The 13,794-nt window shown below is 67.9% G+C and carries 13 protein-coding genes; 11 read left to right on the forward strand and 2 right to left on the reverse strand.

Annotated features, from left to right (window positions below):
* Window positions 1–36 precede the first annotated feature (36 nt).
* The 9 genes from ACFY10_RS14040 (at window position 37) to ACFY10_RS14080 (ending at window position 11,808) form a co-directional block, all read left to right on the forward strand.
* Window positions 37–1,026: a replication-relaxation family protein gene (locus ACFY10_RS14040; protein ID WP_390665330.1), complete on the forward strand. Its 990-nt coding sequence runs from the start codon at window positions 37–39 to the stop codon at window positions 1,024–1,026.
* Window positions 1,023–1,961 carry an NlpC/P60 family protein gene (locus tag ACFY10_RS14045; RefSeq protein ID WP_390665331.1) on the forward strand — a complete coding sequence of 313 codons (939 nt, stop codon included), beginning with the start codon at window positions 1,023–1,025 and terminating at the stop codon, window positions 1,959–1,961. The genes ACFY10_RS14040 and ACFY10_RS14045 overlap by 4 nt, the downstream gene beginning before the upstream one ends.
* Entirely contained in the window at window positions 1,958–2,770 is an 813-nt protein-coding gene (locus ACFY10_RS14050) for an extensin (protein ID WP_390665332.1), read from the forward strand. Before ACFY10_RS14045 ends, ACFY10_RS14050 begins: the two co-directional genes overlap by 4 nt.
* Window positions 2,771–3,145: 375 nt before the next feature.
* Window positions 3,146–4,015 (forward strand): helix-turn-helix domain-containing protein, encoded by an 870-nt coding sequence (locus ACFY10_RS14055; protein WP_390665333.1) that lies wholly within the window; start codon window positions 3,146–3,148, stop codon window positions 4,013–4,015.
* Window positions 4,016–4,463: 448 nt separating this feature from the next.
* Window positions 4,464–4,976 carry a hypothetical protein gene (locus ACFY10_RS14060; protein WP_390665334.1) on the forward strand — a complete coding sequence of 171 codons (513 nt, stop codon included), beginning with the start codon at window positions 4,464–4,466 and terminating at the stop codon, window positions 4,974–4,976.
* Between the two features lie 11 nt (window positions 4,977–4,987).
* Window positions 4,988–6,004 (forward strand): hypothetical protein, encoded by a 1,017-nt coding sequence (locus tag ACFY10_RS14065; RefSeq protein WP_390665335.1) that lies wholly within the window; start codon window positions 4,988–4,990, stop codon window positions 6,002–6,004.
* Between the two features lie 227 nt (window positions 6,005–6,231).
* Window positions 6,232–6,495: a hypothetical protein gene (locus tag ACFY10_RS14070; RefSeq protein ID WP_390665336.1), complete on the forward strand. Its 264-nt coding sequence runs from the start codon at window positions 6,232–6,234 to the stop codon at window positions 6,493–6,495.
* Window positions 6,496–6,695: 200 nt separating this feature from the next.
* Window positions 6,696–7,010, forward strand: a complete 315-nt coding sequence (locus tag ACFY10_RS14075) for a hypothetical protein (RefSeq protein ID WP_390665337.1) — start codon at window positions 6,696–6,698, stop codon at window positions 7,008–7,010.
* A 568-nt stretch (window positions 7,011–7,578) separates the two neighbouring features.
* Entirely contained in the window at window positions 7,579–11,808 is a 4,230-nt protein-coding gene (locus ACFY10_RS14080) for a Tat pathway signal protein (protein WP_390665338.1), read from the forward strand.
* A gap of 12 nt (window positions 11,809–11,820) precedes the next feature.
* On the opposite strand, the gene ACFY10_RS14085 is transcribed toward ACFY10_RS14080, so the two are convergent.
* Entirely contained in the window at window positions 11,821–12,429 is a 609-nt protein-coding gene (locus ACFY10_RS14085) for an SMI1/KNR4 family protein (protein WP_390665339.1), read from the reverse strand.
* A 163-nt stretch (window positions 12,430–12,592) separates the two neighbouring features.
* Between ACFY10_RS14085 and ACFY10_RS14090 the strand changes: the two genes are divergently transcribed.
* Window positions 12,593–12,781: a hypothetical protein gene (locus tag ACFY10_RS14090; protein ID WP_390665340.1), complete on the forward strand. Its 189-nt coding sequence runs from the start codon at window positions 12,593–12,595 to the stop codon at window positions 12,779–12,781.
* Window positions 12,782–13,218: 437 nt separating this feature from the next.
* Window positions 13,219–13,386, forward strand: a complete 168-nt coding sequence (locus ACFY10_RS14095; protein ID WP_390665341.1) for a hypothetical protein — start codon at window positions 13,219–13,221, stop codon at window positions 13,384–13,386.
* 49 nt (window positions 13,387–13,435) lie between these two features.
* Here the strand turns inward: ACFY10_RS14095 and ACFY10_RS14100 are convergent, their stop codons facing one another.
* Window positions 13,436–13,792: an SH3 domain-containing protein gene (locus tag ACFY10_RS14100; RefSeq protein WP_390665342.1), complete on the reverse strand. Its 357-nt coding sequence runs from the start codon at window positions 13,790–13,792 to the stop codon at window positions 13,436–13,438.
* Between the last annotated feature and the right edge of the window lie 2 nt (window positions 13,793–13,794).

The following is a 13,794-nucleotide window of genomic DNA, read 5'->3' on the forward strand; positions in this document are numbered from 1 at the left end:
CCCCCATTCCCCTCGCACTCTCGGTGGTGACCTCTCATGCCCGCACTCCCCCGCCCCGCCGTCGGTCCCGGCTCCCGCTACACCGCCCGCGCCTCCACCACCCGCCCGCGCCCCGCCCGGCACACCGACGTCGCCGCGCTCTCCCGCATCCTCACGGCCCGGGACCTGTGGCTGGCGAGGATGCTCCACGAACACCGCGTCCTGACCACCCACCAGATCGCGGACCTCGCCTACACCTCCCTGCGCTCTGCGCAGCGCCGCCTGCGCACGCTGCACCAGTACGCGGTCCTCGACTCCTTCCGCCCCCTGACCCAGACCGGCTCCGCCCCCGAGCACTACACCCTCGGCCCCGCCGGCGCCGGTCTCCTTGCCGCCCATGCCGGATGCGACCTCGCCGACCTCGGCTGGCGCCCCAGCCACACCGGCCGCATCGCCTACTCTCCCTCCCTGGGCCACGACATCGGCGTCAACGAACTCCTCACCCACCTCGCCGCCCACGGCCACGAGGCCCCAGACACTGGCCTGTCCCTCTGGCTGTCCGAGCGCTCCTGCGCCCGCCGCTGGGGCGACATCGTCCGTCCCGACGCCTACGCCCACTGGCACGACGGCAACCGACTGCTGCCGTTCTTCCTCGAATACGACACCGGCAGCCAGCCCCTGTCCCGCGTGGAGGCGAAACTCGCCGGCTACGCCGCCTTCGCCACCGCGTCGAGCACCCGGCCGGCCCTGCTCCTCCACACCCGCACCGCCTCCCGCGACCAGGCGCTCCGCCGACGTCTTGCCATCCCCGCCCGCGAGCTGGGCCTGTACATCGCGACCTCGTCCGCGGACTTCACCACCTCCACTCCCTGGGGCCCCTGGTGGAGCCCCCTCGGGCCCGGGGACACCCGTCGCACCACCCTCACCGGCCTCGCCGCCCGGTGGTCGCGACTCGGCCCGGCCTCCGAACTGGAGCCCACCGACGCCGACACCGCCCTCACCCTCCCCGTGCCTCCCCTCCCACCCGCGCCCGAGGCGGGAGCGTGAGCTCCCTCTTCACCAAGACCGCCGGCGGTATCGGCTGCGCGGTCCTGGCCCTGCCGCTGCTGGCCGCCCTCACCATCGCCGCACTGCTGGGCGGGCTGTCCTCCGGCGGCAGCGTCGCAGCCTCGCCCAGCAGGCACGCGCTGGCGGACATCCCCGCCTACATGCTCGCCCTCTACCAGCGCGCCGCCCCCGAATGCCCGGGCCTGTCCTGGGCAGTCCTCGCCGCGATCGGCAAAGTCGAGACCGACCACGCACGCCACCCCACCATGGTGTCCACAGCGGGCGCCATCGGGCCGATGCAGTTTCTCCCGTCCACGTTCAGGTCGTACGCCTATCCCGTACCGCCCGGCGGGAAGAAGCCGCCCACCCCGTGGGACCCGGTCGACGCGGTCTACGCCGCGGCCCGGCTGCTGTGCGCCAACGGCGCGAAGAACGGCAAGAACCTGCGCCGCGCCCTCTGGCACTTCAACCATTCCGACGCCTACGTGAACCAGGTCCTGAAGATCGCCAACGGGTACGCAGCGACCACTCCTGCCCCAACCGGCGCTGCCGCCACAGCGGTTGCCTTCGCCCGCACCCAGCTCGGCACCCCGTACGTGTGGGGCGGCGACGGCCCGGCCGACGGCGGCTTCGACTGCTCCGGCCTCACCCAGGCCGCCTACCGCGCCGCCGGCATCAGCATCCCCCGCATCGCCCAGGCCCAGTACGACCACGGCCCCCGCCTCCCCCAGCGGGCGCAACTGGCCCAGGGCGACCTGCTCTTCTTCGGCACGAGCCCCGGCACCATCATGCACGTCTCGCTCTACACCGGAGGCGGGCAGGCCATCGACGCACCACACCCCGGAGCCGTCGTCCGCGAGGGCCCCGCGAACACCAACGCCCCGTCCTTCCAGGGCGCGACCAGACCGGCCGTACCAGGGCGTGCTGCCCGGTGAAGCACATCGCCGCCCGCGAGGCCATCAGCCTGCTGCGCTCCATGACCTGGGTGCTGTGCACGGTGGGGATCCTCGCCCTGGTCTTCACCACGGTCAACGTCACCCGCTTCGCCGCCGGCCGCAACGTCCCGCTGCCCATCGCCGTCCTCCTCGACCCGATGATCGGCACCGCGCTCGCCGGCGTCCTGTACGTGGACGCACGCCTGGCCTCCTGGGGCATCCGCCCACCGGCCTGGTCGACCGCACTGCGCTGGGGCGCCGGATGCACCGCCGCTCTCATGAACTCCTGGGAGAGCCTGTGGCCCGACGGACAGATCGGCTGGCCCCACAGAGCCGATCCGGCAGCCGTCCTCCTGCACCTGACCCCGGCCCTGCTTCTGATCGCCCTGACAGAAACGATCGCCGCTTACCGACGGACCGTCACCGACCTCCTGGATGGGATCGACTCCACCGACCCGCCCGACGGTCCCCACAACACCCGGCGCCCAGAGGGCAGTTCTGATCCCGCCCCCGCGCCGGACAACGCCCCCGCCACCAGCGGCTTCGGCCCGGACGGACCCCACGCGGGCGCCGACACACCCCCCAAGCGGCCCCTGGCAACCAGCCCCGGACCGGCCAGGGACAGGGCGACAGACGCCGACGTATGGCCACGCGCCGTCGCACTGGACGACGCCGCCCGCGCCGCCACCGGGGAACCGGTGAGCATCTGGCGACTGCGCACCGATCTGCACATCGGACCACGGCGCGCACGCCACCTGCGCGAGCGGCTCCTGGCCCGCCGCCCCGATCCGCTACCTCCGGACGGCTGAACGCCGTACGTCGGATCCGATCGGCCCCCGGTGCCGATAGGATCCGACGTACGGGATCTCTTGGCGCCCGCTCACCGATCGATGCCGCGCCCTCGTCCCGCATGCGCCCGACGACCCGTGACACCGCTCTGAGCTGGCCCGATCCGTGAGCGATCGGGCCGCTTGACTTCCTGGCCGAGCGGAGCGTCCATGGTCGTGGCCAACCACCCGAGCGGGCTCACGGGATTCCGTGAACCCCCTCGCGCCACGGCCATGTTCGCCCGGGAAACACCGCGATGCGCACGCGCCCGGCGAACGTCCGCGGCCCGCACGCGCGGTCCGCCCCCGGCCGGGGACCTCAACCACCCAACATCCCCCTGGAATCGAGGTTCCCTCATGTCCGACACCACGATCGACGGCACGCGCACGCTGCAGGCCGTCCCCGCCCCCGAACCGCTGGCCGGACTGGCTGGCGCGCCCGCCTCGATCTACGCCGAACTCGTCAAACTCACCGCTGACGACGGCGCCACGGCCGCCGAACTCGCCCTCGCCGCCGGCCTGGGCCGCTCCACCACCGGCAAGGCCCTGGTCACCCTGGAGGAGCACGGCCTGGCAACACGTACCCCCGGCGGCCACGACGGCCCCCGTCGCACCCCCGACCACTGGCGCGCCGCACCCACCCCCGAGACCAGCGGCGACGGTCCCGCCCATCCGGAACCCGCAAGTAGCCTGCCGGAGACCACGGTCACGGACGCCCCGGACACGCACATCCCCGAGCCGGATCGCGACAGTGCGGACCATGAGGATGTCGCTGGCGCCGAGGCTGCACCGGACATGCCCGCCGTGCCGGACGACGGCACCGCGGATGCCGCTGTCCCGCCGACCGAGACGCCACAGGACGCCGAGCACAGCAACACCGACGCTGAGGACGGTCCGCACAACATGGGCGGCAGCGACGGCTCGGAGGACTCGATCGCCCCGGCCCTGCCCGCAGAGGCCGGGCAGCAGACGGCACCGAGGGACGAGATGATCCTGCCGGGCGAAAAGAAGCGGCTCGCACCCGGAGCGCTGCGGCAGATGGTCGTCGGCCACCTGCAGGCGCATCCCGGGGAGGCATTCACCGCCACCAAGATCAGCCGCGTGATCGAGAAGTCCTCGGGCGCGATCGCCAACGCCCTGGACAAGCTGGTCAAGCAGGGCATCGCCAACCAGGTGAGCGACCGACCGCGCACCTACCGCCTGGCAGCACCGGAGACCAAAGGATAACCAACTGGACACGGCGAACCGGGCTGATTCCCACGGGGGTTGGGAACCAGCCCGGTTCGCTGTGCGAGTCTCCCACACCACACGGGTGGAGGCGGGGAGGACGGGATTCGTGGCGGAGGACTGAGCACGGTCGTGGCCGTGGTGTCTCCGGCAGCCGCACCAACTCGGCATGACACCCAGGAGTGTCGGAAGGAGGGCCGCGACAGGCGCTCGGTGACGGGCGCGTGAGCAGCAGGAAGACAGGCTGCCCCCCCTTCCATGGAATCGCAAAAATGATCGAACGTCATGAACATGCCGTGATACCGTCCCGACGGCCTGCGACCTTCACACGGGATTCTCAGAATCCGGCCAGCATGGGGCGCGCGGGTCCGGGCAACTGGGCTGCCCAGTCGCCTGATCAGGTCTCCGGCGGACCTCCGGTGCGTCGGACAGGGGGAGGGAAACATCTTTGAAGCTCATCTCGCTACGCGCGAAGACCGCCGCAGGCGCATTCGCCGTCACCGCGGCGGCCCTGCTCGCCACCGCCACACCCGCCCATGCGGCCACCTACAACGTCACCGACAACTGTGACGTTCCGTGGATCACATGCTCGTACGGTGATCTGTGGCTGTTCTACAACTCCAAGGACATTGCCATCCAGAATGGCACATACAAGTCGGCGTTCACGACGTTCTACGGCAACGTGGACGACCACTGGGGTACCAGCCAGTACCAGGGATCGACGCTGTCCACCTATCGGTATGTCTTCGGCAACGGCGGCAATGGCAACGGCCAGTACATGAAGAACAATGCGGCGTCCGTGCAGAACTGCGCCCGAGATGACAACTACCGCGTCTACTACAACTCCGGCTACGGCGGCACCTCTCAGTACTTCGCGAAGAACGGACCCTACGGAGACTGCAACATCACCGATCTGATCTCCGCCCTGAAGAACAACAACGCGTCCTCCCACTTCGCCTGAGAAGGAATCCCGTGAAGCACATCAAGCGGACCGCCACCGCCGTAGCCCTGGCCGCTTCAGCCCTCCTGGTCACTGCCTGCTCCTCCGGCACGACCCCGGACACCGCGAAGAACGCGGCCGACGGCAAACCGATCGTGAACAAGGAGAACTGGCCCAAGAAGATCCCCACCAGTGGCCTGACCAAGGATCTGTCCCTTCCACTGGAGGCGTACATGGCCTCCTACGAGGACCAGGTCACCGTCGAGCAGGCCGCCAACGATCTTCAGCAGTCCTGTATGAAGGACTACGGCATCGACCTGACGCTGCCGCAGGCGGGCGCCAACCCACCTCCCAGCGACAACGATGCCAACATCGAACGCCGTTACGGCATCACTGACCGGGCGGAGGCCGAGAAGTACGGCTACGAGCTCCCTCCGGCGCTGCAGGAGCACACCAAGCAGACCATGCGTGATCTGTCCGGTGTCGAGGTCGAGGTCCTGACCGGCCACACCAAGCCCGAAGCGCCCAAGAATCCCAAGGAAATCAAGGCGGGAGAGCCGATCGCCGTCCCGAACCAGGGCACCAAGCCTGCTCGGGCCGAGTACAACGGGAAGAAGTTGAAGACGGGCGGCTGCATCGGCTGGTCCAAGGAGCAACTCGGCACGAAGGAAGCCGACCCGACCTTCGTAGCGCAGCTCGCCGGCGACAGCCTGGTGCAGTCGATGAAAGACGACAAGGTCATCAAGGCCATCACCGCGTGGTCTTCATGCATGGGCGGCAAGGGACACACAGGACTTGCCGATCCGTACAAGGCCATGGACCAGGGCGTCACCAACGACGGGCAGCCGTCGCAGGAGTCCATCGCTCTGGCGGTCGACGACATCGACTGCAAGAAGCAGACGGACCTGGTGAAGATCTGGTTCGGTGTGGAGTCCGCGATCCAGGACCAGCAGATCGCCGACAACAAGAGCCGGCTGACCGGCATCAAGGAGCAGCACGGCAGGGAAATCACCGCTGCACGCAAGGAAATGGCGGCTTACGTCCGGTGAACGCTGGTGCGGTAGTGCCCGGGCCGTTGATGGTCCGGGCACTGTGCCTCATGACGGCGTGCCTGCTGGCCGCCGGGTGTACGGACGGAGCCGCTCACAGGGCCCCCGCGTCACAGCGGTCGGCGACTCCGAGCGCGGAGCAGAGCAGTCCGCAAGTGCGTCCCTCGCCCGTGCCTTCGGTGCACTCCGAAGGCCGCACGCGGGTCCTGGAGTACGGAGACCTGGTCGTGCGTGCCACACCGGAAAGCAGCGGTGTGCGTACCGAGATCGAGGTGGCCAACACCAACAAGCGGGATGCGACGTACTCGGTCCGGATCAGCATCGCCGACGGCAAGGGCTGGAACGCGTACAACCGGTTCTGGCTTCAGGACGTCCCTCCGGGCAAAACTGGACGGGACGCTGCGGTGATCGGCTCGAAAGACATGGGTCCGGTTCCGCAGGTACCGAAGATTTACGTCGATGAGTTCACTCCCCTCGTCGACCGGAAGTAGGAAAGCGATGCCACGTCTGCGCCGCATGCTGGCCGTAGCCGCTGGCCTCGTCTGTGCAGCCGTCTACGGCGTCCTGCACGCCACGCATACATCCAGTACCGAATCGCAAGCGTCGTACCACGGACCTCTTCCCACCACGCTTGTCACGCCACGGCCTGCCGGAACACGGGCGCCGAACGCATACGGCTACGGCAAGCCGGGTGGCCACTGCCGAACACGGCGAAGTCCTCGCCTATACCCCGCACCGGCTTCCGTACAAGCTGCTCCAGGTCCCCTTCACCATCACCAACAGCGACCACGAAGCCGCCATGTACAGCGTGTACTTCACCGTGGAGTTCGGCGACGGCGCCGCCAGAACGTCCTTCCGACGGGTCGTCACCAGCGGCGGCCTCAAGCCCCACCGCACCATGGCGACCCAGGCCACGATCGGGGGCGTCAGCAGCCAGCCTCCCGGCGCGGTCCGCATCACCATCACCGACGTGCAGAAGAGGAGCCACAGTGACGTCACTTCATAGCTGATCCACACCGGTTGACGGCGCCTCCGCAGCGCACTCGCCCAGCGGCTGACCCGTGCCGACCGCCCGTACGATCACCGCTGCAGCCGCCGCGGGATGCACGCCTGTGGGCGCGGTCATCTATGGCGGCCTCCGCTTCGTCGGCAGCGTCGACCACGACTACGCGGCCCCGTTACCCACCCGAGGAGCACCTGGCTGTCTGCGCCGTACGGCACTCTCAGCACCTCTCCGTACCGCTACAGGCAAGCCGTCGCGCTCCACCGACAAGGACGTGATCGCGTATGTCCCGCCGCATCATTCGCACGACGCGGTGTCTGCGCCATGTCCGCATCATCAATTCAGAGAAAAAGGGGGATCAGTGATAACCCGTCATAGACGAAGCGCAGTGACACTCCTCGCCGTCACCGCGGCCCTGTCAGGGCTCATACAAGCCCAGCCCGCCACCGCGAAACCCAGCCCAAAGCCCGCGCCCACGGCCTCGAAGCCAGCGCCCGCAGCCCCGAAAGGCGCCGTCAAGGCCCCGGACTCCGCTCTGGGCAAGGGCTGGAAGACCTCTACCGACCGGGCCGTGACCACCGCCGCCGACAGCGACGGACTCCATCTGCTTGTTGCGGACAGCAAGAACGCCTACGCATGGAAGACGGTCACGGTGCTGAGCGAGCCTCAGCTTCCGGCGGACACCTGGATCGGCAACAGCTGCGTCATGGATGACCACCACGCAGCCATCGCCTACGCTCCCCGCACCTTCACCAACAAGCCGGACCTGATGATGGGCGGCGCGTTCACGGCGATCGTGAACCTCGATGACGGCAGCGTCACCAAGCTGCCCTTCACAGCATCGCTGGCCTACTTCGACCCGACGTGCAACCCGGCCACGCACACCGCCGTCTTCACCGCGCTCCGCGATACCAAGACCCGCCTGGTCACGGTGAACGCCAAGGGCGCCACCGTCGCGGACACCACCGCGAACGGCGAGATCACCTCTGCCGTGCCCACCAAGGACGGTGTGATCGCCGCCGCCGGCAACCGGCTCGTCCACGTAGACCGCAAGGGCAAGACAGCCAAGCTCATCGCCACCAAGCACGCACCGTACGGCATCCGTGTATCCGGCGACGGCACGGTCAGCTATATCGACCGCACCGGCAACACCGACGCCAACGTACAGACCTACACTCACGGCAAGAAGACGACCGTCGCGAGCGGCAGGCTCACCGCGATGAACCTGCGCCAGGGCATCGACGGCACCGTCTACCTCGCCGGAAAGGCCAGCCGCGGCAAGGACTTCGCGGCCAGCGGCATCAAGGCATTGGACGTCTCACCCGACGCGGACCTCTCCACCCGTGGACGTATGGCCATCGACCCGGTGGTCTCCCCGGCCGTGCAGGCGGGCATCGACAACATCACTGACGCCGGCCGCGGATTCACCAAGACCGCGACCAGGGAACCCGCGGCCCAGACGACGCCGGGCCGCATCAGCCACGCCCTGACCATCACCGGCACCGTCCCCGGCACGGGCAAGCACACCAAGCAAAAGGTCGCCGAGCCCGGCACCACCGCGGGCGGCGGGCCGTCCCCGGCACTGACCGGCTCGTCCAAGCCGCAGACGTCGACGATGAGCCTGCTGACCACGTCCACCGACAGCACCAGCATCGAGCACGACCCCGTCGACCCCGACCGCTGGTGCTCCGTGCCCCGCAACGACGTCGACACCCAGGCCCTCCAGCCGACCCCCAACCAGGTCGAATGGGCCGTGGACATGGCCATCCGGGGCAACCTGCACTCCGGCTACCTCACCCAGGGCGGCTGGCGCTCCCAGACCGGGATCTCCACCATCGACCCGCAGGGGCTGTTCCCCGTCCCGCAGCTGAACACCGGCAGCGGACAACGCATACCCGCGCAGGTCGAACTGGGCATCCTCGCCCAGGAATCCAACCTGTGGCAGGCCGAATCCGGCGCCATCCCCGGCCAGATGGGCAATCCGCTCGCGGCCGTCGACGGCTTCTACGGCCACCAGACCGGCGGCTCCCTCGCCTCCTTCTGGACCATCAACTGGAACCTGTCCGACTGCGGCTACGGCGTCGGCCAGGTCACCGACGGCATGCGCAAGGCCGGATACGCAAAGGACGGCGAAACCCTTCTCGACCCGAACATCCAGCGCGCGGTCGCCATCGACTACGCCACCAACATCGCCGCCTCGCTGCACATCCTCGCCGACAAGTGGAACGAGGTCCACGAGTCCGGCCAGACGATCGCCGTGAACAACGACGACCCGTCCAAGCCCGAGAACTGGTTCACCGCCGTGTGGAACTACAACCTCGGCTTCAACAAGAAGGCAGACGCGGGAACCAACGGCAACTGGGGCCTGGGCTGGTACAACAACCCTGCCAACCCTGTATATCCGGCCTCCCGGCTCGCCTTCATGAACACGGACCTCGACCCGCTGGCCGCCAAGGACGCCGCCCAGCCGCAGAAGTGGCCGTACGAGGAGAAGGTGATGGGCTGGTCCGCCTGGTCCATCGACACCGGCCACTCCTACGCCACCTCCGGCCGGCAGGACTGGCCGGGCGAATCCGGCTTCTCCTCCGCCGGCTTCCGCCCCGCCTACTGGAACGGCACCACCGGGACCGTCATCGATCCAGCCAGCGCGAAATACCGCCGGGCGCACGTCTCGCCACCGCTGGACACCTTCTGCAACACGAAGAACAACTGCGACACGGCCAACCCGCCCAACTGCCCCAACGCCGCCTGCTACACCCAGTACTGGTGGAACGCCTCCAACGCCACCTGGAAGTCCGACTGCGCCACCAGCTGCGGCTTCGAGAACATCAAGTACCAGACCCTGATCAACGAGCCCGGACGCGGAAACCGCCTCCAATACGGCACACCCGTCTGCTCCGGTGCACCCTCCGGGGCAAAGGTCGTCGAATCCGTACCCGCAGGCACCAACACCTGGAGCAACTGCGGCACCACCACAACAGACGGCTCCTTCCAGTTCACCTTCTACCCCGACCCGTACGCCACCGGACCGGGCTTCGGCCAATACGACGCCAAGGCCGACCTGCACCAGATCGGCGGCGGCTACCAGGGCCACTTCTGGTACGCACACACCCGCAACACCGACCACCTCGGCGGCGACGGCGGACGCATGACCGTCCTCGGCGACTGGAAGTTCGGTAGCGCCATCGACGGCGGCCAGGGCAAGGTCTACGTGCACATCCCCGACACCGGGGCGAACACCACGGACGCCACCTATCAGGTCGTCACGAAGTACGGCACGTACGACAAGACGGTCTCGCAGGACGCCAACGAGTCGAACTCTTGGGTGTCCCTGGGCGGTTACCGGTTCGGTGACACACCGCCGGAGGTGAAGCTGTCCAACACCACCGGCGACGGCACCGGGGATGACGACATCGCCTGGGACGCCGTCGCGGTCGTTCCCGGCGACTTCAGTGGCATGCCCGAGGTCGACTTCGCGGCGGAGAACCCGAACGCCCCGGACCCCGACGACATCGCCGCCCAGACACCCGACGACGCCCCGGCACCCACGGACGAAGCTCTATCCGCCGCCACGGCCAAGAACACCGCACAGGCCACCGAAGCGGGCAGTGCCACGAACGGGTGTTCCACGAACAGCGACGGAGTCCAGCTCTGCGCGGGCCCCTACAAGCCGTGGAGCAAGCTGTCGAAGAGCTCGGCCAAGACGGTCTCACCGAAGTCCCTCGGCAGCCTCGCGGCCAGCTCCGAGCCGGTTCCCTGGTGCAAGACCGCTCCCGGATCCGACTTCCAGTACACCCGCACCCAGGGATGTCTGCGCGGCGGCTACGCCCTCCACGTCAAGGACAACAACGGCGACGTAATCGGCGGCGGAAACGTCAAGATCGTCCAGGAGATCAAGCTCGAACCGACCTCTCAGCAGTTCACCACCTGGACGCAGTTCTCCCTGCCCGACCTGACCGGCGTAGCCTCCGCGACCCTGGACAACTTCTTCGAGAACTGCTGGGCCATGAGCGACTGCACCGCGGACGCGCCCGGCGCCTGGAGCGGGAGCACCACCTGGACTGAAGGCGACCAGCACACCGCCAGCCGAACCGACACCTACAGCTGGAACAAGGTCGCCGGCGGCGAGGCCACGCTCGGCCTGGACTGGAACACCACCTGGAGCTCTCCTGGGAGCTCCACCACGGCGAACAACCAGTGGAAGGACACGGCCTTCGCCATCCGCTGCGACAACAAGGTCGGCGGCAACACCGGCTGCGTCTTCCCCAAGGTCGCCCCGACCCTGAACCTCACCAGGGCCAAGTACCCGGCCGCCGCGGCCTATTACTGGATCCTGATGGAGAAGCTGGCCTCCCACCCGGGGAGCAAGAAGTACAACTCGCCACTTCACCGCCTCGCGGACGACACGACCGCACAGGCCAACCGGAACAAGATGTGCCTGGGGGCGGTGGCTGAGTGGAACCCGAACCCGAACGCGATCGGGGCGAGCTGCGACGAGTACCCCTTCGCCAAGTCACGTGAAAGCGGCGGCATGACACTGGCCTCGGGCAAGTCGTGCGTGCAGATGTACGCGGTGAAGAACGCCAACGGCACCTACACACTCAAGCTCGACGAGAACTACGCCTATCCGACCTGGAACGAGATCTGCGGCCGTGCCGCCATCACGACTACCCAGAACACCGCGGCCGGCGGTGCGTTGGGCCGGTTCACCACGGCGGTGAGGCTGCTGGACTACGACGCCTACTACGTCAACACCGGTTACGAGTCCTGCAACCTAAGCAGTGTCTGCGACATCAGCTGACCTGAGCAGGGATCACTCGTGTGCGGGGCGGATGCGCCAGTCGAGCATCCGCCCCTCATACAGATGAGGAACTCGAGGGACGGAGGTCACCGGGGTTCGGTTCTCCACCGAGTCGCACAGATCCGCCAGCATGAGATCCATGCGTGGCCACAGCATTCTGTACTCGGGATCACCGAACGACATTTCCCCGATCTCTCCCGAATGGTGATACCTGTGGTCCACGAACAGCAGATCGCCGGCCACATTCCGGGCGAGAGGAACCCACTGGCTGTCAGCGATGCGGCCGACGACCAAATCCTCTTCGCCCTCCTCGCGGGCATCCTTCACCATCGAGACGAGATCTCGATGAGCGTCCAGAATTCCGTCGACGTCCAAGAGGCTGTAGCCGAGGAGAAAGGCTCCCGGCTCGGTACTGGCTCTCCGCATGGTGACGCCGTTGTGCAGTCCGAGGGTTGTCCTCACATCCTCATGGAGAGGCAAGCCTAGGCCGTCTTCCAGGCGCTTGATCTCGCCGTCCGGGCAACCCGGCCGCAAAGACCCGTGGTCTCCGGGAGCATGCTCGGCCAGCCAGTTCTCGAAGCGATGCCACAACTCGGTGAGACCAGGTATTCCGGTAGTCATGAGAACTTCTATACCACGTGGTGGTTAATCGGGTCTTCGAGCTTGAGCAGTGCAGGAGACCGATGCTGTCGAGACCGCCTCCGAGGGCACCTGCGATTTCTCGTTGTCGAGGTGGGTGGGGAGCCCGTACCGCCACCTGCGCCGAATGGTAGATAGACCAGCCGTGACCCCATCCAAGGCGCTCGTCATCAACTTCAACCGCTGGCCCGCCACACCCGTCCGCAGCGAGGCCATCTTCCTCCGCGTCAACGGCGCCACCCGGGAGGCTGCGTCTCCGTCCCCCGCGCGACGATGGGGCCAGATGATGGGGTGGATCACGCCGGGTAGCCACCCCAGAATCGCCATCGGTTGATGCGATGCCAAGGAGCGGGCGAGTGAGCTCATGACCGCCCAAAATGAGGCTGGTTCAAGGCACGGGTCAGCTCCCTGTTGGCGACCCGGGCTGCCTCGAGTTCCTCCGTCCTTTCCTCAAGCTCTCCGTCGTCTCGGCGAGTTCCTGTTCCAACTGGCTGATGTGTCACTGGAGTTGGTCGATGTCCGGCAGGGAGCCGTGACACGTGGGCGTGCCATCAGCCGCTTGGTGACGCGCATCGTCCTGCCCTCCTCACGAGCGCTGTCGGCCCGCGTGGCCGCCTGAGCGAAACCGTCACACACCGGCCGCCGCTCGCTCCTCAGAGCGTTTGACGTGGGCGTCTTCGGCCTCGGCGACTCAGCGCAGTAACGGTCCGAAGGCGGCATCGCCCATCTGGATACGAGCGGACTCCAGAACGATGGCAGCCCAGTCGAGGTATGCGCGCGGCCCTCAACGTGACCGACCGGGTACCGGATCTGCGCGATCACGATTCCCTGAGCAGCTTCTGCAACCTCGTCGAAGAAGTCACGGGACCCAACGAGCACACCGCCCGGCTCCACACCCTCATCCGGGAAGAAGACAATGAAGGCGTCGGCGTGACCTGACGTGCCGCAGCCTCCCGCCGCGGACAACCCGGAGGCCCCTGGGGGCCGGTCACGGGCCGGTGCGGACCAGCTCCTCATTGCCCCACGCCACCAGGGACGGGTGCACGTACCCGGTGACGCCGGTCCGCTTCATGGTGACCTTCACCCACGTCCCCTCACCCTCGGCCCAGCCGTGCGCGGTGCAGGAATCGCCCTTGTAGGCGGTGCCGAGCGCCGCCGCACTCTTGCGGGGCTGGGAACGCACCGTCGCCGAAGCCCCGGTGATACGGCAGAACTCCTGCTTGGCGGCGACCGTTGCGGCGGGCGCCTGCACCGGCGCCGTGGCAGCGACCGCAGGAGCCGGCAGGGCGAGCAGCGGGGCGGCGAGCATGGTTACGGCGAACAGCGAGACGTGGCGGCGGGGCAACG

Origin of the sequence: Streptomyces sp. NPDC001401 (genome assembly GCF_042895385.1) — a bacterium.
In the GTDB taxonomy this organism is placed as follows: domain Bacteria; phylum Actinomycetota; class Actinomycetes; order Streptomycetales; family Streptomycetaceae; genus Streptomyces.